The 26,970-nt window shown below is 35.8% G+C and carries 23 protein-coding genes; 15 read left to right on the plus strand and 8 right to left on the minus strand.

What is annotated here, in order from left to right; translation table 11 throughout:
• Positions 1–35: 35 nt before the first annotated feature.
• Complete coding sequence (gene thiL / locus RLT85_RS07865; RefSeq protein ID WP_311401480.1) at positions 36–1,094, minus strand: thiamine-phosphate kinase; 1,059 nt, start codon at positions 1,092–1,094, stop codon at positions 36–38.
• A 573-nt stretch (positions 1,095–1,667) separates the two neighbouring features.
• Positions 1,668–2,183, minus strand: coding sequence for a hypothetical protein (locus RLT85_RS07870; RefSeq protein ID WP_311401481.1), 516 nt, complete (start codon positions 2,181–2,183; stop codon positions 1,668–1,670).
• 148 nt (positions 2,184–2,331) lie between these two features.
• Here RLT85_RS07870 and RLT85_RS07875 point away from each other — a divergent pair, with 148 nt between their 5' ends.
• From RLT85_RS07875 to RLT85_RS07920, 10 genes are all read left to right on the plus strand, one after another.
• Complete coding sequence (locus RLT85_RS07875; RefSeq protein WP_311401482.1) at positions 2,332–2,661, plus strand: HesB/IscA family protein; 330 nt, start codon at positions 2,332–2,334, stop codon at positions 2,659–2,661.
• Positions 2,662–2,907: 246 nt separating this feature from the next.
• Positions 2,908–4,356: a Fe-S cluster assembly protein SufB gene (gene sufB, locus RLT85_RS07880; RefSeq protein WP_311401483.1), complete on the plus strand. Its 1,449-nt coding sequence runs from the start codon at positions 2,908–2,910 to the stop codon at positions 4,354–4,356.
• A 10-nt stretch (positions 4,357–4,366) separates the two neighbouring features.
• Positions 4,367–4,777, plus strand: coding sequence for a hypothetical protein (locus RLT85_RS07885; RefSeq protein ID WP_311401484.1), 411 nt, complete (start codon positions 4,367–4,369; stop codon positions 4,775–4,777).
• Between the two features lie 2 nt (positions 4,778–4,779).
• Positions 4,780–5,538 carry a Fe-S cluster assembly ATPase SufC gene (sufC, locus tag RLT85_RS07890; protein WP_311401485.1) on the plus strand — a complete coding sequence of 253 codons (759 nt, stop codon included), beginning with the start codon at positions 4,780–4,782 and terminating at the stop codon, positions 5,536–5,538.
• Between the two features lie 72 nt (positions 5,539–5,610).
• Complete coding sequence (sufD, locus tag RLT85_RS07895) at positions 5,611–6,927, plus strand: Fe-S cluster assembly protein SufD (RefSeq protein ID WP_311401486.1); 1,317 nt, start codon at positions 5,611–5,613, stop codon at positions 6,925–6,927.
• Positions 6,928–6,964: 37 nt separating this feature from the next.
• On the plus strand, positions 6,965–8,179 hold the full coding sequence (locus RLT85_RS07900; RefSeq protein ID WP_311401487.1) for an aminotransferase class V-fold PLP-dependent enzyme: 1,215 nt from the start codon (positions 6,965–6,967) through the stop codon (positions 8,177–8,179).
• A gap of 68 nt (positions 8,180–8,247) precedes the next feature.
• A complete protein-coding gene (locus tag RLT85_RS07905) occupies positions 8,248–8,673 on the plus strand; it encodes a SufE family protein (protein ID WP_511381383.1) in 426 nt (141 codons plus the stop codon).
• A gap of 11 nt (positions 8,674–8,684) precedes the next feature.
• Positions 8,685–9,011, plus strand: a complete 327-nt coding sequence (locus tag RLT85_RS07910; protein WP_311401488.1) for an SUF system Fe-S cluster assembly protein — start codon at positions 8,685–8,687, stop codon at positions 9,009–9,011.
• Between the two features lie 9 nt (positions 9,012–9,020).
• Entirely contained in the window at positions 9,021–9,533 is a 513-nt protein-coding gene (locus tag RLT85_RS07915) for a DUF2480 family protein (protein ID WP_311401489.1), read from the plus strand.
• Positions 9,534–9,597: 64 nt separating this feature from the next.
• Positions 9,598–10,536, plus strand: a complete 939-nt coding sequence (locus tag RLT85_RS07920; protein ID WP_311401490.1) for a DUF3078 domain-containing protein — start codon at positions 9,598–9,600, stop codon at positions 10,534–10,536.
• Between the two features lie 94 nt (positions 10,537–10,630).
• On the opposite strand, the gene RLT85_RS07925 is transcribed toward RLT85_RS07920, so the two are convergent.
• From RLT85_RS07925 to RLT85_RS07945, 5 genes are all read right to left on the minus strand, one after another.
• Positions 10,631–11,893: a T9SS type A sorting domain-containing protein gene (locus tag RLT85_RS07925; RefSeq protein WP_311401491.1), complete on the minus strand. Its 1,263-nt coding sequence runs from the start codon at positions 11,891–11,893 to the stop codon at positions 10,631–10,633.
• Positions 11,894–12,226: 333 nt separating this feature from the next.
• Complete coding sequence (locus RLT85_RS07930) at positions 12,227–15,694, minus strand: efflux RND transporter permease subunit (protein ID WP_311401492.1); 3,468 nt, start codon at positions 15,692–15,694, stop codon at positions 12,227–12,229.
• A 2-nt stretch (positions 15,695–15,696) separates the two neighbouring features.
• Positions 15,697–16,857, minus strand: a complete 1,161-nt coding sequence (locus tag RLT85_RS07935) for an efflux RND transporter periplasmic adaptor subunit (RefSeq protein ID WP_311401493.1) — start codon at positions 16,855–16,857, stop codon at positions 15,697–15,699.
• 5 nt (positions 16,858–16,862) lie between these two features.
• A complete protein-coding gene (locus tag RLT85_RS07940; protein WP_311401494.1) occupies positions 16,863–18,224 on the minus strand; it encodes a TolC family protein in 1,362 nt (453 codons plus the stop codon).
• Positions 18,214–18,825, minus strand: coding sequence for a TetR/AcrR family transcriptional regulator (locus RLT85_RS07945; RefSeq protein ID WP_311401495.1), 612 nt, complete (start codon positions 18,823–18,825; stop codon positions 18,214–18,216). Before RLT85_RS07945 ends, RLT85_RS07940 begins: the two co-directional genes overlap by 11 nt.
• 208 nt (positions 18,826–19,033) lie before the next feature.
• On the opposite strand from RLT85_RS07945, the gene RLT85_RS07950 reads away from it, so the two are divergent.
• From RLT85_RS07950 to odhB, 3 genes are all read left to right on the plus strand, one after another.
• Complete coding sequence (locus RLT85_RS07950; RefSeq protein WP_311401496.1) at positions 19,034–20,008, plus strand: polyprenyl synthetase family protein; 975 nt, start codon at positions 19,034–19,036, stop codon at positions 20,006–20,008.
• A gap of 137 nt (positions 20,009–20,145) precedes the next feature.
• Positions 20,146–22,920, plus strand: a complete 2,775-nt coding sequence (locus RLT85_RS07955) for a 2-oxoglutarate dehydrogenase E1 component (RefSeq protein WP_311401497.1) — start codon at positions 20,146–20,148, stop codon at positions 22,918–22,920.
• A 34-nt stretch (positions 22,921–22,954) separates the two neighbouring features.
• The gene (odhB, locus tag RLT85_RS07960; protein WP_311401498.1) at positions 22,955–24,301 is read left to right on the plus strand and encodes a 2-oxoglutarate dehydrogenase complex dihydrolipoyllysine-residue succinyltransferase; all 1,347 of its coding nucleotides are present in this window, start codon (positions 22,955–22,957) and stop codon (positions 24,299–24,301) included.
• A gap of 279 nt (positions 24,302–24,580) precedes the next feature.
• Here odhB and RLT85_RS07965 read toward each other — a convergent pair whose 3' ends face one another.
• Positions 24,581–25,018 (minus strand): retropepsin-like aspartic protease family protein, encoded by a 438-nt coding sequence (locus RLT85_RS07965; protein ID WP_311401499.1) that lies wholly within the window; start codon positions 25,016–25,018, stop codon positions 24,581–24,583.
• 78 nt (positions 25,019–25,096) lie between these two features.
• Between RLT85_RS07965 and RLT85_RS07970 the strand changes: the two genes are divergently transcribed.
• Complete coding sequence (locus tag RLT85_RS07970; RefSeq protein WP_311401500.1) at positions 25,097–25,870, plus strand: TatD family hydrolase; 774 nt, start codon at positions 25,097–25,099, stop codon at positions 25,868–25,870.
• The gene (locus RLT85_RS07975; protein ID WP_311401501.1) at positions 25,870–26,901 is read left to right on the plus strand and encodes an asparaginase; all 1,032 of its coding nucleotides are present in this window, start codon (positions 25,870–25,872) and stop codon (positions 26,899–26,901) included. The genes RLT85_RS07970 and RLT85_RS07975 overlap by 1 nt, the downstream gene beginning before the upstream one ends.
• Positions 26,902–26,970: the final 69 nt, after the last annotated feature.

Consider the following 26,970-nt stretch of genomic DNA (forward strand, 5'->3'; position numbering starts at 1 on the left):
ATTGTAAAGAGTCTTTATAGAAAGCTTATAAAAAATTAATCTTCTTCGTTGGCATCGTCAAAAGAATTCCAGCCTTGAGCTTTAATCGGTATTTTTTGATTGCCTCTAGTAACCAAGTGCATACCTTCACGTTCTTCAGTGATATGTCCTACAACGGTAAGGTTAGGATTCGCTTTAATCTTATCAAAATCTTTCTGGTCTACGGTAAATAAAAGTTCGTAATCTTCACCTCCATTTAAAGCGATAGTAGTGCTGTCAATGTTAAACTCTTCACATACCGAAATCACAGCAGGGTCTAAAGGTATTTTTTCTTCAAAAATATTAGCACCTACCTTAGAGCTCTTACAGAGATGAATCACTTCCGAAGAAAGTCCGTCGCTAATATCAATCATACTGGTAGGTTGCACTTCTAATGCCGCCAATAAACCCGGAATATCTTTTCTAGCCTCTGGCTTTAATTGTCTTTCTACTAAATAAGAATAAGGTTCTAAATCGGGTTGTGCGTTAGGATTTACTTTAAAGACTTGCTTTTCACGTTCCAAAACTTGTAATCCCATATAGGCAGCTCCTAAATCGCCTGTTACTACGAGTAAATCATTAGGCTTAGCGCCGTCTCGAGAAGTTATTTTTTCAGGATTTACTTTTCCTAAAGCGGTAATACTAATCACTAATCCCGAAGTAGAAGAAGTGGTGTCGCCGCCGATTACATCTATTTTATAAGTTTTTGCTGCTAAAGTGATTCCTGCATAAAGTTCTTCTAAAGCTTCAACTGGAAAACGATTGGAAGCCGCAATAGAAACGGTAATTTGAGTCGCTTCTGCATTCATGGCGTACACATCAGAAAGATTTACCATCACGGCTTTGTATCCCAAATGCTTCAACGGCATGTAGGCCAAATCAAAATGAACGCCTTCTACGAGCATATCTGTAGTCACAACCGTAGCTTCATCTTTGTGATTAATCACGGCAGCATCATCTCCAATTCCTTTAAGGGTGGATGGCTGATAGATTTCTACAAATCTTGTGAGGTGATCAATAAGACCAAACTCTCCTAATTCAGATAAACTTGTTTTGGGGCTATTATCTTCAAACATATAATTTTCTATAAAGTAATTGAATAGACGGCAAAAATACAGGTTTTGGATAGATTAAGTAACCTAAATCCTATAAAGTGTGCTTTAGAAAAATTTTTCGGAATTAAAAGCAAGTGAATCCTTTATTTTTTTAATTTGTATTCAATTTGGAGCAGATGAATATGTAATAAAAAATTCATACAAAATACCTTTTCGGATACTCAAGATGATAATATAATCACACCTTTCTAAATGCTGCTGTTTATGCTGAATTATACTTCTAAAATAAGAAAACTAGGTTTACTTATTTTTGCTTTGTTTGCGTTGCATTTAGTTGCTTCCTTCTTTTATCTGTACCTTTCAGGAAATAATGTAATAGAAAAAACGCAAGATTAAATTATACAGGTCTATATTCTAATTTTACGGAGTACTTATTGATTATTTTATTTCCTTTTCTATACTTTTCATATAAAATTGTAACAAAAAAATCCAATTAAATAATTGGTGAGCGGCAGAAGAAAAACAGTACTTTAGTGTTTATTCTAAAACTCGTATTAATCCTAAATTTTTGCTAGAAAAACGCTTTACAGAGTTTTAATTTATAGAATTGAAATTAACGACCCTTGCATTTTCTGATAAGGTCACATCATCATTAGTGTCTATAGCTATTTTAGAAATTTTCTCCTCGTTAGAAAAAGGAGGATCAAAAATCACTAAAAACAACCCTTTCTTGCCTCCATTTAATTTTTGATGGGTTTTAAACACTCTATTGCCCGCATAGGTTTTCATACCCTTGGCGGCGTAGACAACTTTATGTTTTCTATTGTGTTGGTCTAATAAAAATAATTTATTCAAGTCAAACTCAATTTTGGAGCTGTTGGTGTTTTTAAAGCGCATTCGTACCGCTTTGTACACAAATCCATCAGGAGCTATATGGGTTACATGTTTATTCCCTGGCCTGTTTTCTCCTGGTCTCGTTTTATAGTTTGTAAAATCAAGAATTTCAAATTCTATATCGTTATTAAGGTTGATAAAACCAGACTTAACTCTCTGTACGCCACAGGAAGATAAAATCAACCAAATGCTTAGTAGAAATATAGCTTTTTTCAAGTAGAAAAATTTTAGATTTCTTAAAAATAGTTAAAATATCTATAACTAAGACTTATTAAACAATAACATATATTAATCTATCCAAATATGGTATTCAGGTTCTTATATTGTATATTTGCTCGTTAATTAGAATTAATTTAAATAAAGCATGATAAAGGTTAGTCAAGAAGCTAAAGTAAAGCTAGGCCATTTGATGGCAGAGGAGGGTTTTGACTCCCAGAAGGACTTTGTTCGTGTAGGTGTTAAAAGCGGAGGTTGCTCTGGTTTATCTTATGATTTAAACTTTGATCAAACTCGAGTAGAAGAAGATAAAGTGTTTGAAGATAACGGAATACAGCTTATCGTAGACAAAAAAAGCTTTTTATACCTGTTGGGAACTACCTTAGAATATTCTGGCGGTCTTAACGGAAAAGGATTTGTATTTAATAATCCTAATGCACAAAGAACTTGTGGTTGTGGAGAGAGTTTCTCTCTATAGATTAGGTGGGTAATTTGAAAGAGAAACCATAAAAAGTTGAGTAGGTTTCTGTGCATAGCTAAAGCATCTGCTAGAGAATTTTGTTCTCACTTGTATTTAGCTTATGATGTAAAATAGATGGAGGAAGAGCAGTTTGAAATGTTGAATATAAAAGTTACAGAGCTATTAAAAATGAAATGCAGACGGATAAGTAATTTATCAAAAGCACTTTAAAACCTGATAACTTTAAACTTTAAAAACTTAAAAATGAATAAGTTTACAGAAGACGACTTAAGAGAAGAATTAAAGACCAAAGAGTATGAGTATGGATTTTACACCGATGTAGAATCTGACACTTTTCCTGTGGGCTTAAATGAGGATGTGGTAAGAGCCATTTCTAAGAAAAAGGAGGAGCCAGAATGGATGACCGAATGGCGTTTGGAGGCCTTTAGAGTTTGGGAAAAAATGAAGGAGCCAGATTGGGCTAACGTACATTACGAAAAACCAAATTTTCAGGATATTTCCTATTATTCTGCTCCCAATAAAAAACCCAAATACGATAGTCTAGATGAGGTAGATCCAGAACTCTTGGATACCTTCAAACGTTTGGGGATTTCTTTAGACGAACAAAAAAAATTGGCAGGTGTAGCAGTAGATGTGGTCATGGATTCCGTTTCGGTAACTACGACCTTTAAGAAATCCTTAGCGGAAAAAGGAATTATATTCTGTCCTATTTCCGAAGCGATTAGAGAACATCCAGAATTGGTAAAAAAATACTTAGGTACTGTAGTGCCTACTTCAGATAATTTTTATGCCGCGTTAAATTCCGCTGTATTTAGTGATGGTTCTTTTTGCTATATTCCAAAAGGCGTACGATGTCCGATGGAATTGTCTACCTATTTTAGAATCAACCAAGCTGGTACCGGTCAGTTTGAAAGAACTTTAGTGGTAGCAGATGAATCGAGTTATGTAAGTTATTTAGAAGGATGTACCGCACCAAGTAGAGATGAAAATCAGTTACACGCAGCGGTAGTAGAGTTGATTGCTTTAGATGATGCCGAAATAAAATACAGTACCGTTCAAAACTGGTACCCCGGAAATGCTGAAGGAAAAGGAGGGGTTTTTAACTTTGTAACCAAAAGAGGTTTGTGTGAAGATCGTGCAAAAATTAGCTGGACGCAAGTAGAAACTGGAAGTGCGGTAACTTGGAAATATCCTAGTTGTATTTTGAAAGGAGATTACTCCATTGGAGAATTTTATTCTATCGCAGTCACCAACAACTTTCAGCAGGCAGATACGGGAACAAAAATGATTCACTTGGGAAAAAATACCAAAAGTACCATTATTTCTAAAGGAATTTCTGCAGGAAACTCTCAAAACTCGTATAGAGGTTTGGTGCAAATCAACAGCAGAGCAGAAAATGCGAGAAATTTCTCACAATGTGATTCCCTGTTAATGGGGAACGAATGTGGAGCGCATACCTTCCCTTATATTGAAACAAAAAACAAATCATCTATCGTAGAACACGAGGCAACCACAAGTAAGATTGGGGAAGACCAACTTTTCTATTGTAACCAACGAGGAATTGATACCGAAAAAGCGATTGCTTTAATCGTAAATGGTTTTAGTAAAGAAGTGCTTAACAAACTCCCAATGGAATTTGCTGTAGAAGCTCAGAAATTGTTAGAAATTTCGTTAGAAGGATCTGTAGGATAAAACGTAAGATATGAGAAAGGCATTGATAATTTGCAGCTTATTGGCTGTGTTCTTTGTAGGGTGTAAGCAAGATGCTACAAAAGAGGAAGTGAAAGAAAACGACACTAACCAAGTGGAAGAGACCAAAAAGGCAGATGGTCTTAACATTTTGCGAGGAGAGTTTATCTATATAGCTGATGCTGCGGTATTAAAAGGAAATGACTTTATCTATGGCGTAGAATTAGATTCGATGAGTATGAAATTAGCCGAAGAGGTAAAACCATTAAAAAGAGATGATTTTGATATGGTGCCTGTTACGGTAAAAGCAAAAGTGAAACCCAATCCAAATAAAGAAGGATGGGATCAAGTGTTAGAAATTAAAGAAATTTTGAAAGTTTCGGCTCCAACAGGAGAAGAAGCGATTAAAGTAAAAGGTAAATAGAAATGTTAAAAATAAAGAATTTACACGCAAGTGTTGAAGGTAAAGAAATATTAAAGGGAATCAATCTAGAAATCAACGCAGGAGAAGTACATGCGATTATGGGGCCTAATGGTTCTGGTAAAAGTACATTGGCTTCTGTGATTGCTGGAAAAGAAGAATATGAGCAAACCAACGGAGAAATTATTCTAGAGAATGAAGAAATTTCTGAATTGGAAGCAGATGAACGTGCACATAAAGGCGTGTTTATGTCGTTTCAATATCCTGTAGAAATACCTGGAGTTTCGGTAACCAACTTTATGAAGACGGCAATCAACGAAACTAGAAAAGCTCAAGGCTTAAAAGATATGCCAGCTAAAGAGATGCTGAAAAAGATTCGAGAAAAATCTGAATTGTTAGAAATTGACCGTAAATTTTTATCGAGATCGCTTAATGAAGGTTTCTCTGGAGGAGAGAAAAAACGTAACGAAATTTTTCAAATGGCCATGTTAGAGCCTAAACTTTCTATTCTTGATGAAACCGATTCTGGATTAGATATTGATGCGCTTCGTATTGTTTCTAACGGAGTAAATAAATTAAGAAGTAAAGACAATGCGGTGGTTGTGATTACACACTACCAGCGTTTGTTAGATTATATCGTGCCAGATTATGTACATGTATTATTGGACGGAAAGATTGTAAGGTCTGGAGGAAAAGAATTGGCACACAAATTAGAAGAACAAGGTTACGACTGGATCAAAGAAGAAGTGAAGGTAGAAGGTTAGAAGATTTTCTAGTTAATGTAAAATTGTAACATCATCAATTCCCTATTTTAGGGAGCAAAGTCAAGATTACCCATGGAATTAAAAGATAAATTAATCTCTTCTTTTTTTGCTTTTGAAGAGCAAGTAGATGTCAATAACGACGTTCATGAATTGCGATCTAAAGCCATTAAAGATTTTGAAACAATTGGTTTTCCTCGTAAAAAGGAAGAAGATTGGAAATACACTTCTTTAAATTCAATCTTAAAAGAAGATTACAGCCTTTTCCCTAAAAAGGAAAGCGCTATAGACTATAATGACGTCAAGAAATACTTTATTCACGATATAGACACCTATTGCATTGTATTTATAGATGGGATTTATTCTTCCCAACTATCCAATACGACGCACGATAAAATAGATGCGTGTTTAATGTCTTCTGCATTGCATAGCCCAAAATATAAGGCTATAATCGAAAATTATTTTGATAAAATCACTCCAAAAGATTCTGGATTAAATGCACTAAATACCGCATTTTCTAAAGAAGGAGCGTTTATCAATATTCCTAAAAATACAATGGCAGACCGGCCTATTCAAATCCTTAATTTTTCAACAGGAAATGAAGCGGCATTAATGGTTCAGCCTAGAAATTTGATTGTAGTAGGAGAAAACTCACACGTTCAAATTATAGAGCGTCACCAGAGCTTAACAGAGAATCCTGTTTTAACCAATTCGGTTACCGAGATTTATGCTGAAAAAAGAGCGCAATTAGATTACTATAAAATTCAGAATGATAAAGGTTCTGCTTCTTTAATAGATAGCACTTACGTGGAACAAAAACAAGAGAGTTTCTGTTCGGTTCACACCTTTTCTTTTGGAGGAAAATTAGTGCGTAACAATCTGCAATTTTTTCAACGTGGAGAACGAATAGATTCTACGATGAAAGGAGTTACAATTACAGAAGGAAAACAACATATAGACCACAATACGTTGGTACACCATATAGAGCCTAACTGTGAGAGTCATCAAGATTACAAAGGGATTTATGGAGATAAATCTACTGGAGTTTTTAACGGAAAGGTTTTGGTAGAAAAAGAAGCTCAGAAAACGAATGCTTTTCAAAGTAACAACAATATTTTGGTAAGCGATAAAGCGACCATCAATTCTAAGCCACAGCTAGAAATTTTTGCAGATGATGTAAAATGTAGCCACGGTTGTACCATTGGTCAGTTAGACGAAGAGGCGTTGTTTTATTTAAAAACGCGTGGAATCCCTGCTAAAGAAGCGCGTGCTTTATTGATGTATGCTTTTGCTAACAATGTGTTGGATAGTGTGAAAATTCCTGAATTAAAGCAACGCATCAACAAACTAATCGCCCAAAAACTAAATGTAAATTTAGGATTTGACTTGTAATTAAATCAGCAGTAACCCTATTTCATAAATACACGCCATGATAGCTATTGATAAAATCCGTAAAGATTTTCCTATTCTCTCACGGAAAGTGAATGGGAAGCCTTTGGTTTATTTTGATAATGCGGCCACTTCACAAACTCCACAGCAGGTGATAGATGTGATAGTAGACTATTATCAAAATTACAACGCCAATATTCATCGAGGCGTACACAGCCTTTCGCAAGAAGCAACCGATGCGTATGAAGCCGCGAGAGAAAAAATAAGAGCGCATTTTAATGCCAAGCATAAAGAGGAAATTATTTTTACCGCAGGTACCACCCACGGAATTAACCTTGTGGCCAACGGATTCGCTTCTTTAATAAAAGAAGGAGATGAGGTTTTGGTTTCGGCATTAGAACACCATTCTAATATTGTTCCTTGGCAAATGCTTTGTGAAAAAACTGGCGCAACATTAAAAGTGATTCCTATGACGCAAGAGGGGGAGTTAGATAAGCTCGCTTTCGCGGAATTGTTTTCAGAAAAAACCAAATTGGTGTTTGTGAATCATGTTTCCAATGCCTTAGGAACCATCAATCCCATTAAAGAAATTATTGCCAAAGCCAAAGAAGTGGGCGCTGCTGTTTTGTTGGATGGCGCACAAGCAGCTCCGCATATTAAAGCAGATGTTCAAGCCTTAGATGTCGATTTTTACGTGGTTTCGGCGCATAAAATGTGTGGGCCCACAGGAGTTGGTATTCTATACGGGAAAAAAGAAGGATTAGAAAAACTACCAGCCTACCAAGGCGGTGGAGAAATGATTGACCAAGTGACCTTTGAAAAGACCACTTACGCTGGTTTACCTCATAAATTTGAAGCAGGAACACCCAATATTTGTGGCGGAATCGCCTTTGGAGCCGCATTAGATTATATGAATGACATAGGTTTTGATGCGATTGCTGCTTATGAACACGAATTATTGGTGTATGCAACCCAAGAATTATTAAACATAGAAGGCTTAAGAATTTACGGAACTTCAGCAGAAAAAACAGCTGTCATTTCGTTTAACATAGAAGGTCTTCATCCTTATGATATCGGCACCATTGTAGATAAATTAGGAGTAGCAGTAAGAACCGGTCATCATTGCGCTCAGCCTATTATGGATTATTATAAAATTCCGGGAACGGTAAGAGCTTCGTTCTCTTTTTACAATACCAAAGAGGAAATTGATGTTTTGGTAGAGAGTGTGAAGAAAGCAAAAATGATGTTGTCTTAAAGATTAGGATAAATTTATTCTGATTTTTAAAAAAACTGATTATAATTTTAAACAGAAAAAATAAACGATTGGAAAGTATAAAAAATATCCAAGAAGAGATTGTAGATGAGTTTTCTATGTTTGAAGACTGGATGCAGCGGTATGAATATATGATCGATTTAGGAAAGTCTCTGCCTTTAATAGAGGAAGCTTACAAAACCGACGAGAATTTGATTAAAGGTTGCCAAAGTAAAGTATGGTTACACGCCGAATTGAATGAGGATAAAATTGTTTTTACCGCAGATAGCGATGCGATTATTACCAAGGGAATAGTCGCGATTCTCATACGTTCGTTTACCAATCAAAAACCCCAAGCAATTATCGATGCAAATACCCAATTTATAGATGAAATTGGATTAAAAGAACATTTATCACCTACCAGAGCTAATGGTTTGGTGAGTATGGTAAAACAAATAAAAATGTATGCGTTGGCCTATCAAGCCAAGCTCAATTAAACAAAATAATTATGGCTATAGAAGCAATAGATGTCAATGAATTAGGGGAAAAAGTCGTAGATGTGATAAAAACCATTTATGACCCAGAAATCCCTGTAGATATTTACGAATTAGGATTGATTTATGACGTTTTCGTGAATGAAAACTATGATGTAAAAGTCTTGATGACCTTAACTACTCCTAATTGTCCCGTGGCAGAATCTCTTCCGCAGGAAGTAGAGGAAAGAATCAAGTCTATAGACAAGGTGAATGATGCAGAAGTAGAAATAACTTTTGATCCGCCTTGGACGCAAGAATTGATGAGCGAAGAAGCGAAACTAGAATTAGGAATGCTTTAATTTTTTTTTATGGACGAAATCATTAATAGAGTTGCCAATAGTAAATTAATTACCGTCAATTTAGAAGATTACTATGTAGATGTTAAACGAGCGCAAATAGACATTAGTCAATGGCTTTATGAAGGTTTTGTACTTCGTGAAAAAGAGTTTAGAGCAGCTTTAAAAGAACACGATTGGACTATATATAAAGATACTTTTGTGGCTCTTTTTTGCGGCACAGATGCAATAATTCCTTCTTGGGCGTATATATTAATCACTATGCATCTTCGAGATTATGCAGCTAAAGTGGTGGTTGGAGATTTACCAGCCTTAGAGTCTATTTTATATGCAGAAAAATTACAACAAGAAGATTGGACGCATTTAAAAGATCAAATGGTCATCATTAAAGGCTGTAGCAGTAAACCTGTACCAGAAAATGCGTATTTATTGTTGGCGCAGTACCTGCAACCATTGGTAAAAAGTTTGATGTTTGGCGAGGCCTGTTCTACAGTTCCTCTGTATAAAAAGTCAAAATTATCTTAAAATTATTCCCTTAGCTTGCTAAAAAACCTAAGTTTGCGGAAAATTTCGGAATTAATATTGCAACATGAAAAAACTATTATTTAGTCTTTTAGTATTATTTACAGCGAGCCAAGTTACTTATGCTCAGGAGGAAGAAAAAGAAGAAAGACCAGATGGCTGGAAAGGCTCAGGAACAATTTCTTTGTTATTTAACCAAGCGGCTTTTAACAACGAATGGCAAGGGGGAGGAACTTCTAACTACGCAGGAAATCTTAATTTAACCTACGAGTTAAACTATAAAAAAGGAGATTTTGCTTGGGACAATAGATTATTGGCAGACTACGGACTTACCAAAAGCAAAGATCAAAACTTCACTCGTAAAACCAATGACCGTTTGGAGCTTAACTCTATTGCAGGAAAGCAGATTAATGAATCTAATTGGTATTACTCTTTCTTTGTAAATTTTAAAACTCAATTTTCTAAAGGTTACGAATTTAGTGATGTAGATGTTGTAGACCCTGTCTCTGGAGACGTAATTGGACAAGAAGAAATAAGAACAGAAACCACCCACTTTTTATCTCCAGGATATGTACAAGCAGGACCTGGGATGTTATGGAAAAAAGACGATAACTTAGTGGTAAACCTTGCTCCAGCAACCGCTAGACTTATTTTTGTAGATGATGCCTTTACAAGCACTCCCGGCTATGAGGACGGAGATTACTACGGAGTAGATCAAGGCGAGGCTACACGATTTGAGTTTGGTGCATCTATAGGAGTTTATGCTAAATTTAATGTGGTAGAGAATGTCACTTTTGAAAATATCTTAAACTTATATTCCAATTATTTAGAAGATCCCCAAAATGTAGATATCGATTATACGGGAAAAATTGACATGAAAATCAACGATTTTCTTTCAGCCAATTTTATTTTCCAAGCGATTTATGATGATAATGCGGTAAAAGGATTTCAGGTGAGAGAAGTATTAGGTGTTGGTTTAACGTATAAACTGAATGGAATTAATTAAACACTAATCCTATAGATTAATAAAAAAGCTTCCAGTTTACGGAAGCTTTTTTTGTTTTTAATAGTGGTCTCTAAATTTTTACGGAAAAATAAACTTACTTCTTTAGAAATTTAAACGTGTAAGAACCAGTATTCGTAGTCATTCTTATAAAATATATTCCGCTTGTAAGCGTGGAGATATCTAGTTGTGCTTCCGCGGAAACGTTTACAGTTTGATGCATAATTGTTTTTCCGTTAAGGTCAACTATAGAAATCTTTACTGCTTGTTGATTTTCTTTCCACAATAATGAAATAAAAGTCGAAGCAGGATTTGGATACAGATGCACCTCTTGTATTTCATTTTTTTCAAGACTTAAATTTGCTATTGTGATGTTTTTGGTCTTTGTATCTGTTTTGCCACATTTGGTCGTGGTTAAACTTACGGTATATTCTCCAATAGCGGTATAGGTATGAACGGGGTTTTCAGCCGTAGAAGTGCTGCCATCCCCAAAATCCCAAAGTGCAACCTCATATTCGTTGCCGGTATTGGTAAAAGTTACCTTAGCATTATTTATGGTTTCGGTAAAATCTGAAAATGCTGGATTAATGCTAAAATCCCAATCGCTCAGTTGATCGTAGACTATAGTTTTTACCGCCATACGTATGCTTTTCGCTTCTGCAGCTGGTAAACTAGAATCCCAAATAATTAAACTTGGGTCTTTTTTATAAATCATCGTATAAAATGCACAGGCTGCGGCATAAGAACCCGCTAGCGAAGGATGTGAGCCATCACTCGAATATAAATTGATAGACGGGTGGTTTTCTCGTATAGATCGCCATACCGCACCTGCAGGTGAAACTTCGGCATTATTGTCTTGTGCCATAAACACATACGTGTCCCGAATGGCATCATCCATACCTTCATACGTACAAACCCAGGGTAAAAATTCGCAATTAGTGGCATCTCCGTTCTCTCTCCCCCAAGTCATATAAAATAAAGGTTGAGAACATTCATAATTAGCTCTAATCGCATTGCTTAAAGAAGCAGCATAAGGATATACTTCGTTTTGCAATTGCGTCTCACCCAACGAAGTTTCTTGGCTTTGAGCTTGTAAAACTACATAATCCCAATCTTCTGAATTGATCTTATTAAGCGTTGTCGTATTTGAGGCGTGATTCAAAAATCGAAAACCTCCAGGAGTGTTTGCATCCCGAATAAGAATATCTCCTGTATTAGTTGCCATTTCTTCCACCAATAAGGGCAAACTATTTACGGAAGTATAACTGTTCCCAATAAATAAAACCTTTTGTGTGGTTTGACTATAAACTGAAATAATACTGAATAGAACAAAAAGAGTGCTGAGTAAAAAATGTTTCATAAATAGCTTAGGTTGAATTGAATATGCTTACAAACATAATTCTTTTTTTAAGAATATATTAACTAGTTAGATACTTGAGTTCAATGTAATTCTAATAAAGTTCAAAACTCTGTCAGTTCGATTTTTCGTAGAAAAATTATATCGAGAACAAGTATTTGAACGAAAATTGTTATTCTCAGTACAAAATTTTTTCAAAATTTCACTCGAACTGACACGATTTTTTTAAGTTGAATTCAGATTAGATATAAGTCATTTGAATAAATACTAAATAAACAAAAAGGCAGATTTAAAACGAATAGTTCTAAACCTGCCTTTAATCTTTACATTCTTTTCTTAAGAAGCTTGCAATTCTTTACCTCTCTTTTTCCTAAACCTCACTTTTGCTCGGTTGCTCAAATAGAACATTACTGGTACAATAATTAAAGTTAGGAAAGTTGCGAAAACCAACCCGAAGATTACGGTCCACGCTAAAGGTCCCCAAAAGATTACGTTATCTCCTCCAATAAACACTTTGGGATCATAATCGGTAAACAAAGAAAAGAAATCAATATTTAAACCAACTGCCAACGGAATTAAACCTAAAACCGTGGTAATAGCAGTAAGCAAAACAGGTCTTAGACGCGATTTTCCTCCGGCTACAATTACCTCAAAATATTGTTTTTTGGTTAAAAGATCCTCGTCTTCTAAGTTGAGGTCTTGCTTTTTACGATCTATGAGAATTTGGGTGTAATCAATGAGGACAATAGCATTGTTTACCACAATTCCTGCCAAGGAGATAATTCCCATCATCGTCATAATAATCACAAAATCCATTTGGAAAACGATGAGCCCTAAGAATACTCCGGCCAAACTCAACACCACTGCCATTAAAATTATGATAGGTTTAGAAAGAGAGTTGAATTGTGCTACCAAGATGAGCAAAATTCCGCCCAAGGCAATCATAAGCGCTTTCAATAAGAAAGCCATATTGTCTTCTTTCTCTTCTTCTTCTCCCGTAAACTTATAGCTAATGTCGCTAGGGATTTCGTAATTTTTAAGATCAGATTTTAGGTGTTTTACAATTTCACCGCCATTGTAGCCGTTAAGTACGTTGGAGTACATGGTAATTACCCTTTTTAAATCTTTTCTTTTAATAGCACTAAAAGTAGAGGTTTGCTCTTTTTTCACTAAAGTGGAAATTGGAACTTGTACAATTTCTCCCGTATTTTGATTCTTAAAAGTAATGGGTTGATTAAAAAGGGCATTTTCATTATATCTAATGTTTTCTTGAAACCTTACATAAATTTCATAATCGTCATCACCGTCTTTATAAGTAGAAATCTCTTCTCCGTAAATTGCTCTTCTTAAGGTTTGACCTACTTGTGAAGTATTTATCCCTAGTCTTCCCGCTTTGTTACGATCTACAGTTACATCTAGCTCTGGTTTTGCTTTGTTGATATCTATTTTTAATTCTTCAATTCCATCAATGTTAAGATCCTGAATATAGCTACGAATGTCTTCCGCTTCAGCGAGCATCTTATCATAATCTTCTCCAGTAATCTCCAGGTTAATAGGATATCCCGAAGGAGGTCCGGCAGCATCTTTTTCCACAATTACCGAAGCTCCTGGGAAACCTTTTACAGCTTCTCGCACTTCACTCAACACTGTACTACTCTTTACGCCGCGCCTTAGGTTAAACTCGCGCATAGAGAGTGTGATTTTCCCTTTGTGTGGCATTTCGTTTTGTTGTCCACCATCGGTTTGAGGATTTCCCGCACCTTGTCCTACTTGAGAAATAGCAGATTCTACCATATAATTGTAACCATCTTCATCTTCATACTTTTTGATGGCAGCGTAAACTTTGGTTTCAATCTCTTTGGTAAGCTGATTGGTTTTTTCAATATCGGTACCTTCAGGATATTCTATGTAGGTAATAATTTGATTGGGTTGGTTTTCTGGAAAAAACAGCACATTGGGTTGCACCAAGTAAATAAGTACAAAACTTAAAATAAGCATGATGAATGTTCCAAAGAAAAATACGTATGCTTTTCTTCCGCGCAAAGCGAATTTTAAAGTTTGCTCGTAAAAGTTCTCTAATTTTTTTAAAGATTTATACTGAAAGTAGTTTACGGCTTTGGTTAAAAATAAACGATACACCCAAATTAAGATAGCGATCAAAAGAGCAAGATTTCCCATTCCTCTTAAAAAGCCAGAATCTGCTACAAAACCTATAATCAGAGAGATAAGTCCGCCAATAACAAAAATGGCTGTAACCGTAATGATTCTTTTTCTTTTTACCTCTTCTTCTTCTACCTTCATAAATTGTGAGGTAAGCATAGAGTTGATGATTAAGGCTACAAATAAAGAGGAACTCAATACGATAGAAAGCGTAATAGGGAAAATCACCATAAACTTACCTATAGTTCCTGGCCATAAGCCCAAGGGAAAGAATGCAGCTAACGTAGTTGCGGTAGACGCAATAATAGGCCAAGCGATTTCACCCAAACCTTGTTTTGCAGCTTTAATTCTTGGCACGCCCTGGCTCATAAGCGTGTAGACGTTTTCTACTACTACAATTCCGTTATCTACCAGCATTCCTAATCCCATTACTAAGGCGAATAACACCATGGTATTTAAGGTATAGCCTAAACCAGAAAGAACAATAAAAGATAAAAACATAGATAGCGGAATGGCTATCCCCACAAATAATGCATTCCTAAAGCCTAGAAAGAACATAAGCACTCCCACCACTAAAATTACCCCGAAAATAATGTTGTTCACGAGGTCATTTACTTGATTTTCGGTCTTAATAGATTGATCGTTGGTAAGCGAAATGTGTAAGCCTTCTGGAAAATATTCTTCTTTTTCTTTGGCAACTATCTCCTTGATTTGCTCTACCGCCTCAATCATATTTTTTCCTGCTCGTTTTTTAACATCGAGCATTACTACAGGATTGTTATATTCTCTAGCGAAAGTAGTTGCGTCTTTTTCTTTAAAATTAATAGTGGCAATATCTCTTAGATAGATAATACCGCCTTCTTTCTTAACAATAATGCCTTCCAGTTCTTTTGGATCTTGAATTTCTCCCGTAACCCGAATGTTTTTCTGCACTCCGTTTTGAGTAATATTACCACCAGAGATGGTTTTATTTTCATAATTAACGGCATTAATAATATCATCAAAACTTACTTTTGAAGCCGACATTTTATAAATATCTACCGCAATTTCTACTTCTTTATCTTCGGCTCCACGAACGGTGGCTTCTTTTATTTGAGGTAGAAGTTCTATCCTATCCTGAAGATACTCGGCATAATCTTTAAGCTGAGGTACGGTATAGTTACCCGTAACGTTAATGTTTAAAATAGGCATCTCCTCAGATATATTGAGATCAAAGACATTGGGTTCTACTTTTGCGCCATTATCTAAGGTGGGCCAGGTGGTTTCTGCCTTACTTAAATCAACTTTATCTTTTACATTAATTTTTGCATCCTGTACAGGAACATCTTCCTCAAACTCTACAATAATAATTGAATAATCCTGTAGCGTTGTAGATGTAATTTCTTTAACGCCAGCAATATCTTTAAACTCTTCCTCGAGCGGTTCTGTGATAAATTTCTCCACATCTTCTGCTGAGTTCCCTGGGTTGATAGAACTTACATAAATCTTGGTTTCTACAATCTCTGGGAAAGCCTCCCTTGGCATGCTGTAGTAAGAAAGTAAACCTCCTAAAAGTACAATCGCAATTATGACATAAACAGTCATTTTATTACTAATGGCCCAAGATGATATAGGAAATTCTTTATAGGTGTTTTTATTAGACATAACTAGTTTTTGGTTTTAACTTCTTGACCGTCTCTAATGGTTCTCGCGCCCTCTACAATGATAGTTTGACCGCTTTCTAAACCTTTGGTTACTTCAATTTTGTTGTTGTAACTCAAACCGGTTTCTACAAGAACTTTTTGTGCTACTCCTTCGTTGCCATCTTCACTTTGAAACAGGTATGCGATTTTTTCTCCTTTAGAATTTTCTTGTAAAATATTCTGCGGAATTGTAATGGCATTAGTCGCCGTGTAATCATTTAATTTTACCGTAGCAATAAGGTTAGGTTTTACCGTACCATCACTGTTAGGTACGCTTACGCGGATTTCAAAACTCCTGTTATTGGGGTTAATGTAATTGGCAACTTTCTCTACTTTCCCCTCAAACTCTTTTCCTATAGAACTTAAAACTACTTTTACGTCACTTCCTTTACGGATTTTTCCCAGGTAAGTTTCTGGCACTTCGGCTACGATATACATTTCATCTAAATTCACCAATCTAAAAAGCTGATTGGCGCCAGGAGAAACCACTTCGCCTTGATCTGAAAATACTTTATCTATCGTTCCAGAAAACGGAGCTTTTACGATTGTTTTTGCCAATTGAGATCGTAATTGATTCACCGAATTTTTCATCGCATCAAAATTGGTTTTGGCTTCCAGAAATTGAATTTCTGACCCAATCTTTTGATCCCAAAGTCTTTCTTGGCGCTCAAAAGTTGTTTTTGCTAAAGCCAATTGCGTTTCAGACTGCGCCAATTGGCTAGACAAACCACCGTCGTCTATTTTTGCCAAAAGCTGTCCTTTTCTTACCTCATCGCCTTCTTTGATATAGATTTTTGATAAAACTCCAGAAAATTCAGGATAGAGAATAATATTTTTATCGGTTTCTACATCGCCTTGTATTTCTACATAATGCTTAAAAATACTGTCTTGTAATTTTTCTACGGAAACTAAAACACTTCGGCTAATGGTATCTAATTTTTCAATTTCATCGTTAAGCTTTTCTATTTCCGCTTTTAGCTCGGTTTGCTTAGTAGTTAACTCTGATTTTTTCTCTCTAATTTGAGAAATTTCACCAGTATCAATGATCTCATCTACAGATTTTTCTTTCTTTCCGCAAGAAAAAAGACTTGCTGCTATACATAAAGTTAAAATTATCTTTTTCATAGTGATTATGGATTGCTGATGATTATGTTAGGTGTATTTAAAACCGTTTCTAGTTCTGCTTTAGAATTTAATACTTCTAGCATAGATTCTAAAAACTCTTGTTGGGTTTGGTATAATTGAGTTTGGGCTTGACGCAGTTCAAAACTTGTCGCAAGGCCTTCAGAAAATTTAATCTGATTTTTATTTTCGATGCGTTCTGCCAATTTTAGATTTTGTTTCGCCGTACGGTAGTTTTCAATCGCAAATTGATAATCGTTCTTTGCTTTATCAATCTGTAAACGTATTTGTTCCTTAGATTGTTCAAATTGGGTTTCGGCTTGCGCTAAAGCAATTCTAGCTTGCGCACTTCTGGCACTTCTTTTAAGAGAGCTAAAAATAGGAATATTAAGACTTACGCCCCAAATGGACGATTGATACCACTCTTGTTCTTTCTTCAAAAAGCTAAAGGTTTCACTATTTCCCGTAGTTCCATAATTTATAAACGTACTAAGGCTAGGTAAAGCTTTGGCGCGCTCTAAGTTGTACTCGTGCTCTTTTTGCTCAATGAAGTTTTGAGCGAGGCGATAATCTACATTATCCTCGATGTTTGCATCTGCATTCATTAATTCAAGACTAATATTTTCTTCCGCTAGGTTGTCCAAATCATCGGTTAAGATGATTTCGTCTTTTAAAGGAATCCCCAAGCTTAGGTTAAGCATGTCTTCTGTAATGACCACTAATCTTTTGGCGTTATTCAGTTGATTGGTGATTTGCAATAACGTAATTTGTAATTGCTCTACCGCTTCTTCTTCTTGCAAACCATTTTCGAAAATTTTCTTGGTTTCGTCATAGTTTTTCTGAAGCGTAGTTTGATTGCTTTCTAAGATATCTACGAGTTCATACGCAAGAAGTACATTTCCGTAGGCATCAATCACACTTTTTCTAATCTCTAAAGCTGTTTTTTCTACATTGGTGTTGGTGTAATCTAAAAATGTGCGAGAAGCTCTTATCGCAACCAGATACGAACCGTCAAAAATAAGCTGTGTAGCAGTTGCAGTGGCACTTAAGCTTTGTTTAGTTCCAAATTGAACCGGAAGAAAGGTTCCTGGAGGTCCACCAGTAATTTCTGCAGGCAATAATTGCACGGGAAGCTTTAAGCTATTTTGATAATCTACATTGGCATCAATTTGCGGAAGACCATCTGCCGTAGTTTCCCACTTTTTCTTTAAGGCAATTTCAATATCTCTTCGTGCATTAATCGCGTTATAACTACTGTCTAAAGCACGTTCTATAGCTTCGTCTAAGCTAAGACGGTATTCCTTTTGTTCTTCTTGAGCCAAGAGAGAAAAGGAAACGAGAAGTAATAAACAGGTGAGTTTAATTTTCATGAATTGGATTTTTTGCTAGTTCTTCTAAAATGATTTGTCCCTTTGCAGAAACAATTCCGCGTATGTGATAATCTAAAAAATGCTTGACTAAAAAGGAGGTGGGATAACTTTCTTCGGGGAAATATTCACTGTTTTTAATGCCTTCCAGCATCATATAATAAAAACGATACACAATATCTACGTGAATGTCTTCTCTATACAGGCCTTCTTCTATGCCTCTGCTAAGATTGTCTACCACATATTCTTTCATGCGAACCATCTTATTAAGACGTAAATTTTTATCGATGTTGGGATAGTATTTTTTTAATTGGTACTGGGGAGAAGATTTCTCTTCGCGTAAACGTTTTAAAATGTATTGATGAATGCATAAAATCTCATTGATGGGATTAAGATTTTCTGCGATAATTTCGTCAATTCCATCGGTTATACTATGGTATAATCCTATAGAGCAAGCCTCTACCAACTTAAATTTTGTCTTATAATGCGCGTAGATGGTTTTCTTAGATATGCCTAAATTTTCGGCAATATCATCCATCGTAATGCTTTTAAAACCATGGTCTAAAAACATTTCAGTAGCCTTATGTAGAATCTTTTCTTTCATAACCGGCGCAAAAGTATAACAGAAACTTTTAATACTTGTAAAGTTTCCTTAGTTTTTGTGCTAACTTTATGATTCTTTTATTTTCTGAATTAACCTAGGAAATAAATTAGTTTGTGCTAGAGAAGATTGACAAGCACAAAAAGTAAGTTAAACCCGACTATAAATAGGTTGAATTATGCTATTTTAGCCGAAAAATTTCACCAAAAGCATGAAAGATATCAGCCTGTATAGAAAGGAGTTTTTAACCTATTTAGAAAGCAAATTAACCCATAAAGAACCTAAGAATTTATACGAACCCATGCATTACATCCTTAAGTTGGGAGGTAAAAGATTGCGTCCTATTTTGGTAATGATGTCTGCAGAGGCTTTTGGCTCCACTTCTCATAAAGCATTGTATGCTGCTTTGGCGATAGAAATTTTTCACAATTTTTCTTTGGTACATGATGATATTATGGACGATGCGCCTTTACGTAGAGGTAAAAAAACGGTGCATGAAAAATGGGACATCAATACAGGTATACTTTCTGGCGATGCGATGTTGATTAATGCCTACCAGCTTTTTGAAAATTACGAAGGCGATCAATTTAAAAAATTGGCCAAATTATTTAGTAAAACCGCTGTAGAAGTATGCGAAGGTCAGCAGTATGATATAGATTTTGAAACACGTGATGATGTTAGCTTAACAGAATATCTTCATATGATTAAATATAAAACTGCGGTATTGGTTGGAGCGGCTCTAGAAATGGGAGCGATTGTGGCCAATGCAAACGAAACCTGTACGCAGCAAATTAATGCATATGGATGTTTATTAGGGATTGCTTTTCAGCTGCAAGACGATTACTTAGATGCTTTTGGGGATCCCGAAACCTTTGGAAAGCAGATTGGCGGTGATATCATTGAAAACAAAAAAACCTTTCTTTATTTAAAAACTTTGGAAGAGAGTTCTCGTGCAGAAGCCAAACAATTAGAGCATTTATATTCAATTTCTCCCTTAAATCCGCAGGAAAAGATAGAAACAGTAAAACAACTCTTTATAGATAGCGGCGCAGCTCACTTAGCTAAAGCGGAAATAGAAAAGTACACTCAAAAAGCATTTAAGGTGCTAGAAGATATGGATATTTCTGAAGCGAAGAAAAAACCTTTTAAAGAATTTGGAGAATTATTGATGACAAGGTCGGTTTAAGCGAGATGAAATAGGTAAAAGCTTCCCGACAGTAAAAACTTATCAATTATAAAAGAATTTTATAATTTGAGACGCGCTATATATAGTAAAAATTGTATTTTTGAATTGTTTTTAAAACACAACAGTATATTCCACTTATGGATCAATTTTCATTTCTAAATGCGGCCAATACCGCATATTTTGCAGAGTTATACGATCAATACCTGCAATTCCCCGATAGTGTAGAGCCTAGCTGGAGAGCTTTTTTTCAAGGCTTTGACTTTGGTAAATCGTCTTATGGCGAAGAATCTGAAGTAACGCCCCAACCAAACAACACCTCTTCCCATCAAGCAGTAGACATTCCTGAAAGCGTTTTTAATGAATTTAGGGTGGTTCAACTTATTGATGCATATAGAGCTAGAGGACATTTGTTTACAAAAACAAATCCAGTACGGGAACGTAGAAAATACGAGCCTACTTTGGCAATCGAAAATTTTGGATTGTCAAAAGAAGATTTAGAAACTAAATTTTCAGCTGGAGAGATATTAAAATTAGGAAAAACTACCCTAAAAGAGATTATACATCATTTAGATAGAATTTATTGTCATTCTATAGGGATAGAATATATGTACCTTAAGAGCCCTAAAGAAATCAAATGGATTCAAGAGCGGCTTAATATAAATGAAAACCATCCTAAATTCTCTAAGGAGGAGAAAATACAAATTCTTAAAAAGCTGAACGAAGCAGTTTCGTTTGAGACCTTTTTGCACACCAAATTTGTTGGTCAGAAGAGATTCTCTCTAGAAGGTGGAGAGAGCTTTATTTCTGGTATTGATGCTTTAATTGAAAGCGCAGCCGAAAAAGGAGTAAAGGAGTTTGTGATGGGTATGGCTCATAGAGGCCGTTTAAGTACATTGGCGAATATTTTCGGAAAAAATCCTAAGGATATTTTTGGTGAATTTGATGGTAAAGATTACGAACAACAAGTATTTGACGGCGATGTAAAGTACCACCTAGGTTGGACTTCTTGCCGAAGAACAGACAGCGGAAAGGGGATTTTATTGAATATAGCTCCCAATCCATCTCACTTAGAAACCGTGGCACCCGTAGTACAAGGTATCGCAAGATCTAAACAAGACAGGCATTATTTAGACAACCCAAAAAGTGTGTTGCCAATTATTGTTCATGGAGATGCCGCTATTGCTGCCCAAGGAGTAGTTTACGAAACCGTGCAAATGGCTCAGTTAGATGGGTATAAAACGCAAGGAAGTATTCATATAGTGATCAATAACCAGATTGGTTTTACCACTAACTATTTGGATGCGCGTTCTTCTACCTATTGTACAGATGTAGCCAAAGTAACTCTTTCTCCTGTGCTTCACGTAAATGCAGATGATGCAGAAGCGGTAGTTCACGCCATGTTGTTTGCGTTAGACTATAGAATGGAGTTTGGTAAGGATGTTTTTATCGACCTTTTAGGTTATAGAAAATATGGTCATAATGAGGGAGATGAACCAAGATTTACACAACCAAAATTATATAAAGCAATTTCTAAACATGATAATCCTAGAGATATCTACGCTAAAGAGTTAATAAAGCAAGGCATTATCGAAGAAGGTTATGTCAAAAAGATTGAAAAAGAATATAAAGATCAGTTAGAGCGAGATTTAGAAATATCTAGAAAAGAAGAAACAACCGTTATTACTCCAATTATGCAAGAGGAGTGGGAAGGTTTTTCTTACGGCTCAGAAGCGGATATGATGGAGACCGTAGATACTACTTACGATCAAGATAAGTTGGATGCCATCGCGAAAAAAATTACCACGCTTCCAGGAGACAAAAAATTCTTACGAAAAGTAACTAAGCTAATTAATGCGAGAAGTGAAATGTATTTCGAGAAAGATAGCTTAGACTGGGCGATGGGAGAACTTCTTGCTTATGGCACCTTATTAGAAGAGGGCCATGACGTAAGAATGACAGGACAAGATGTAGAAAGAGGAACTTTTTCTCATAGACACGCGGTCTTAAAAGTAGAAGAAAGCGAGGAAGAGGTGAACTTGCACAATCATATTTCAGAGGATCAAGGTCACTTTTATATCTATAACTCTTTACTTTCAGAGTATGGGGTAGTTGGTTTTGATTATGGATATGCCATGGCAGATCCTAATGTGTTATCGATATGGGAAGCTCAATTTGGAGATTTCAGTAACGGCGCACAAATTATTATAGACCAGTATATTTCTGCCGCAGAAGATAAGTGGAAATTACAAAACGGATTGGTGATGTTGCTTCCCCACGGATATGAAGGCCAGGGTGCAGAACACTCTTCCGCAAGAATGGAAAGATATTTACAGCTTTGTGCTAAGAATAATATGTACGTTGCTAATTGTACTACCCCGGCTAACTTCTATCACTTGTTAAGAAGACAAATCAAGACGGCATTTAGAAAGCCTTTAATTGTTTTTACACCAAAAAGTTTATTAAGACATTCCAAAGTGACCTCTACCAAAGAAGAGCTAGCTACGGGATCTTTCCAAACTTTAATAGATGATAAAGACATCAACCCAGAAAATGTAAAAACTTTAGTTTTCTGTATGGGTAAATTTTATTACGATTTATTGGCTAAAAGAGAAGAATTAGAGCGAGACGATATAGCTTTGGTAAGGTTGGAGCAATTGTTCCCATTGCCATCTGCTAGAATCAAAGAGATTATCAATAAATACGAAAATGCAGACGATCTAGTTTGGGCGCAAGAAGAACCAAGAAATATGGGAGCTTGGAGTCACTTACTGTTGCACTTAGACGATGCGCGTAAGTTTAGAATTTGTAGTAGAAAATTCTATGGCGCACCAGCAGCAGGAAGCTCGGCAAGATTTAAAAGAAGACACGAAAGAGTTATCGAGAGTGTTTTTGATAAAACAATAAATGATTAATTTTAAAAATACGATTCCGAAATAAATAGAAATTATGGCTTTAGAAATGAAAGTCCCTTCACCGGGAGAGTCGATTACAGAAGTTGAAATTGCAGAATGGTTAGTAGAAGATGGCGATTATGTAGAAAAAGACCAAGCAGTAGCAGAAGTAGATAGTGATAAGGCAACCTTAGAATTACCTGCAGAAGCGAGTGGTATCATTACTTTTAAAGCAGAAGTAGGAGATGCAGTACAGGTTGGGGAAGTGGTATGTTTAATTGATACCGATGCTAAAAAACCAGGAAGCGATTCTTCGGATGAGGATAAAAAAGATACTGATGAGGATTCTGAAGAAATGAAGAAAGATGATACATCTTCAGGAGACGAAGGCGGCGGCGGTAATGCTGCCAAAGATTTAGATAAGCAAGACGATAAAAATAAAGATACCAATGCAAAAGGGGATGCTTTAAAACAAACGCCTTCTAAACCTTCTACTCCAGATCAAAAACAAGACGATAAAAATTACGCTAGCGGAACACCTTCTCCAGCAGCTAAAAAGATTTTATCTGAAAAAGAAATGGACGCAAAAGATGTGGAAGGTTCAGGTAAAAACGGAAGAGTAACCAAAGAAGATGCCGTAAATGCGAATCCTTCAATGGGAACTCCAGGTAACGGAAGCAGAGGAGAGTCTAGATCTAGAATGTCTATGTTGCGTCGTAAAGTAGCAGAGCGTTTGGTGAGTGCTAAAAATGAAACCGCAATGTTAACAACCTTTAACGAGGCCGATATGTCTGCGATTTTCAATTTAAGAAAAGAATATAAAGAGAGCTTTAAAGAAAAGCACGGAGTGAGCCTTGGGTTTATGTCTTTCTTTACGATGGCTGTAGTGAGAGCATTAGATATGTATCCTGCCGTAAATAGTATGATCGACGGGAAAGAAATGATATCTTACGATTTTAAAGACATTAGTATTGCGGTTTCTGGTCCTAAAGGATTAATGGTTCCCGTAATGAGAAATGCAGAGAACCTTACTTTTAGAGGAGTAGAAAGCGAAGTAAAACGCTTGGCAATTAAAGCTAGAGATGGAAAACTAACTGTAGATGAAATGACAGGTGGTACTTTTACTATTTCTAATGGAGGTGTTTTTGGATCTATGCTATCTACACCAATTATCAACCCTCCACAGAGTGCAATTTTAGGAATGCACAATATTATTGAGCGTCCTGTGGCAATAGATGGAAAAGTAGAAATACGTCCTATGATGTATTTAGCACTTTCTTATGACCATAGAATCATCGATGGAAAAGAATCTGTTGGTTTCTTGGTAGCGATTAAAGAAGCTTTAGAAAGTCCAGAAGAATTATTGATGGATAATAAAGTAAAGAAAGCTCTAGAGCTTTAAGCAAACTATAATTTTATAAAAAAGCCGCTTCCATTAATTTGAAAGCGGCTTTTTCGTTTCTATAAGGTTTAATGTTCACCAACTAATGAACTTGAATAACGAATTTACGCGGTTAAATGGGATTGGGTGTTAAATATTAAATGCTCGGTATTAAGTCTAATATCGGGGCCCCGCCCGAACGTATCGCTTCGGTAAGGGCAGGTCTAGCCTATAGTTTTTAATCTAATATCTAATAGCGAAGCGGTCTAACATCTAACCTCTAGCTTCTAACGAAGCTTCTTACCTCAAATACAAACATTTACTTTTATAATCGATTACGGCTTTTCCTTTTTCTAGCATGTCCGCACCAATAATTCCGTGCACTTGGTCGGCGTTATGATTTTCTAAGGCTTGATTCACGTGGCTTAAATCGAATAAAACCAAGCTTACTTTCTTCTTTTCCCAGCTTTCTATTTGCAATGTATTTTTTAAAGAAACTTGTGTCAGCATATCGGTAGCTCCGGCTCCAGCAGCTTTAATATCGCTATCTTCGGCGAAAAGCTTAAAATATTCAGCGGTATTGATTCCTACGCAAGAACTTGACGCACCAGTATCTAGAATAAAATTTCCTTCCACTCCATTAATTGCTGCTTTTACCTCTAAATGATTGGTGGCGGTAGTCTTTAATGGGATTCGGATATAGCCTTTTTCTTTCAATAATTTTCGTAACGTTGACATTCTTCTTTTTTTGGCAAAGATAGCCGAAGAAAATCAATTAGTTTTGCAAATTATGTTTCGCTTAAAAATTAATAATTTATGAAGTTGATAGATACCCATACCCATTTATATAGTGACGCTTTCGCGGAAGACAGGCAGGAAATGGTGCAGCGCGCTCTAGAAAAAGGAGTACAACAATTCTTTTTGCCCGCTATAGATAGTGAAACCACGCAGGCGATGTACGATTTGGAAAACCAGTTTCCTAAAGAAATGCATGTAATGATGGGACTTCATCCTACTTCCGTTAAGGAGAATTATAAAGAAGAATTACAACACGTTAAAGATCAATTTGCAGAAAGAGATTTTTGTGCGGTAGGGGAAATAGGAATCGATTTGTATTGGGATAAATCTACTTTAGGAATTCAGCAAGAAGCTTTTAAGGAGCAAATTAAGTTGGCAAAAAGTAAAGAGTTGCCTATTGTGATTCATTGTAGAAACGCTTTTGATGAGGTTTTTGAAGTTTTAGAGGAAGAAAAAGACGACAAGCTTTACGGAATTTTTCATTGCTTTACAGGAACTGAAGCACAAGCACAACAAGCTTTATCTTATAATATGAAGCTAGGAATTGGGGGTGTGGTGACCTTTAAAAACGGAAAAATAGATCAGTTTTTAGAAAATATAGACCTTAGGCATATCGTTTTAGAAACTGATGCTCCTTATTTATCCCCAAAACCCTTCCGCGGAAAGCGAAATGAAAGCAGTTATGTGGTCTATGTGGCCAAAAAACTAGCAGAAATTTATAACTTGCCGCTGGAAGAAATTGCAAGAATCACGTCAAAAAATGCCTTAGACGTTTTTAAACTCTATAAATAATGCCAGAAAATAATTCGAATATTTTATTGATTTATACCGGTGGTACCATTGGGATGATTAAAGATTTTGAAACGGGCGCTTTGGTAGCCTTTAATTTTGATGAGTTATTGCAAAATATTCCAGAATTGAAGCTTTTAGAACATACTATAGATACGACTAGTTTTGGTGCGCCCATAGATTCTTCTAATATGAACCCTAGATATTATAAGCAAATTGCAACGGTAATCGAGGAGAATTATGATGCCTATGACGGATTTGTCATTTTACACGGAAGTGATACGATGTCTTATTCTGCTTCAGTACTTAGCTTTATGCTAGAAAATCTTAACAAACCCATTGTTTTTACGGGTTCGCAGTTACCTATTGGAGATTTAAGAACCGATGCCAAAGAAAATCTGATTACTTCCATACAATTAGCAGGCTTAAAAGAGAATGGTAAAAGTGTGATTACAGAAATAGGATTGTATTTTGAGTATAAACTGTACAGAGCCAACCGTACCACCAAGATAAACTCTGAGAATTTCCATGCTTTTGCTTCTTTAAATTATCCACCCTTAGCAGAATCTGGCGTAAACTTATGGGTAAACAAACCTAAATTGAAGGCTCCTAATCGTAAAAAGAACCTTATTGTTCATCAAGAATTGGAAGATGATATTCTTGTTCTTAAACTTTTTCCTGGTATTAATGAAAGAATGCTTTCTCATATATTGTCTGCGAAAAACTTAAAAGCAATTGTTTTAGAAACTTATGGTAGTGGAAACGCTTGTACCGAAGATTGGTTTATCTGTCTATTAAAAAACGCAATAGCAAATGAAATTAGGATTGTAAATGTGACCCAATGTGCTGGCGGAAGTGTGATTATGGGACATTATGAAACTAGTACGCAACTCAAAAAGATTGGAGTTATTTCGGGGAAAGATATGACTACAGAGGCTGCTGTAGCAAAATTAATGTATTTATTGCCAAAAGATTTGTCTCGAAAAGTCTTTAAGACTATATTTGAAACATCGCTAAGAGGAGAAATGGCATAAAATTAACGTCACTTATTTTTGAGACTTATTTTTTTTTTGTTATTTGGCGTCTCGTTTCGGCAGTCGTAG

The organism is Mesonia ostreae, assembly GCF_031845265.1.
Lineage (GTDB): Bacteria > Bacteroidota > Bacteroidia > Flavobacteriales > Flavobacteriaceae > Mesonia > Mesonia ostreae.

What these genes read in the sequence shown, in the direction of transcription:
- thiL (WP_311401480.1), bottom strand. Translation starts at nt 1,094, where the DNA reads ATGTTTGAAGATAATAGCCCCAAAACAAGTTTATCTGAATTAGGAGAG.
- RLT85_RS07875 (WP_311401482.1), top strand. Translation starts at nt 2,332, where the DNA reads ATGATAAAGGTTAGTCAAGAAGCTAAAGTAAAGCTAGGCCATTTGATG.
- sufB (WP_311401483.1), top strand. Translation starts at nt 2,908, where the DNA reads ATGAATAAGTTTACAGAAGACGACTTAAGAGAAGAATTAAAGACCAAA.
- RLT85_RS07885 (WP_311401484.1), top strand. Translation starts at nt 4,367, where the DNA reads ATGAGAAAGGCATTGATAATTTGCAGCTTATTGGCTGTGTTCTTTGTA.
- sufC (WP_311401485.1), top strand. Translation starts at nt 4,780, where the DNA reads ATGTTAAAAATAAAGAATTTACACGCAAGTGTTGAAGGTAAAGAAATA.
- sufD (WP_311401486.1), top strand. Translation starts at nt 5,611, where the DNA reads ATGGAATTAAAAGATAAATTAATCTCTTCTTTTTTTGCTTTTGAAGAG.
- RLT85_RS07900 (WP_311401487.1), top strand. Translation starts at nt 6,965, where the DNA reads ATGATAGCTATTGATAAAATCCGTAAAGATTTTCCTATTCTCTCACGG.
- RLT85_RS07910 (WP_311401488.1), top strand. Translation starts at nt 8,685, where the DNA reads ATGGCTATAGAAGCAATAGATGTCAATGAATTAGGGGAAAAAGTCGTA.
- RLT85_RS07915 (WP_311401489.1), top strand. Translation starts at nt 9,021, where the DNA reads ATGGACGAAATCATTAATAGAGTTGCCAATAGTAAATTAATTACCGTC.
- RLT85_RS07920 (WP_311401490.1), top strand. Translation starts at nt 9,598, where the DNA reads ATGAAAAAACTATTATTTAGTCTTTTAGTATTATTTACAGCGAGCCAA.
- RLT85_RS07925 (WP_311401491.1), bottom strand. Translation starts at nt 11,893, where the DNA reads ATGAAACATTTTTTACTCAGCACTCTTTTTGTTCTATTCAGTATTATT.
- RLT85_RS07930 (WP_311401492.1), bottom strand. Translation starts at nt 15,694, where the DNA reads ATGTCTAATAAAAACACCTATAAAGAATTTCCTATATCATCTTGGGCC.
- RLT85_RS07935 (WP_311401493.1), bottom strand. Translation starts at nt 16,857, where the DNA reads ATGAAAAAGATAATTTTAACTTTATGTATAGCAGCAAGTCTTTTTTCT.
- RLT85_RS07940 (WP_311401494.1), bottom strand. Translation starts at nt 18,224, where the DNA reads ATGAAAATTAAACTCACCTGTTTATTACTTCTCGTTTCCTTTTCTCTC.
- RLT85_RS07945 (WP_311401495.1), bottom strand. Translation starts at nt 18,825, where the DNA reads ATGAAAGAAAAGATTCTACATAAGGCTACTGAAATGTTTTTAGACCAT.
- RLT85_RS07950 (WP_311401496.1), top strand. Translation starts at nt 19,034, where the DNA reads ATGAAAGATATCAGCCTGTATAGAAAGGAGTTTTTAACCTATTTAGAA.
- RLT85_RS07955 (WP_311401497.1), top strand. Translation starts at nt 20,146, where the DNA reads ATGGATCAATTTTCATTTCTAAATGCGGCCAATACCGCATATTTTGCA.
- odhB (WP_311401498.1), top strand. Translation starts at nt 22,955, where the DNA reads ATGGCTTTAGAAATGAAAGTCCCTTCACCGGGAGAGTCGATTACAGAA.
- RLT85_RS07965 (WP_311401499.1), bottom strand. Translation starts at nt 25,018, where the DNA reads ATGTCAACGTTACGAAAATTATTGAAAGAAAAAGGCTATATCCGAATC.
- RLT85_RS07970 (WP_311401500.1), top strand. Translation starts at nt 25,097, where the DNA reads ATGAAGTTGATAGATACCCATACCCATTTATATAGTGACGCTTTCGCG.
- RLT85_RS07975 (WP_311401501.1), top strand. Translation starts at nt 25,870, where the DNA reads ATGCCAGAAAATAATTCGAATATTTTATTGATTTATACCGGTGGTACC.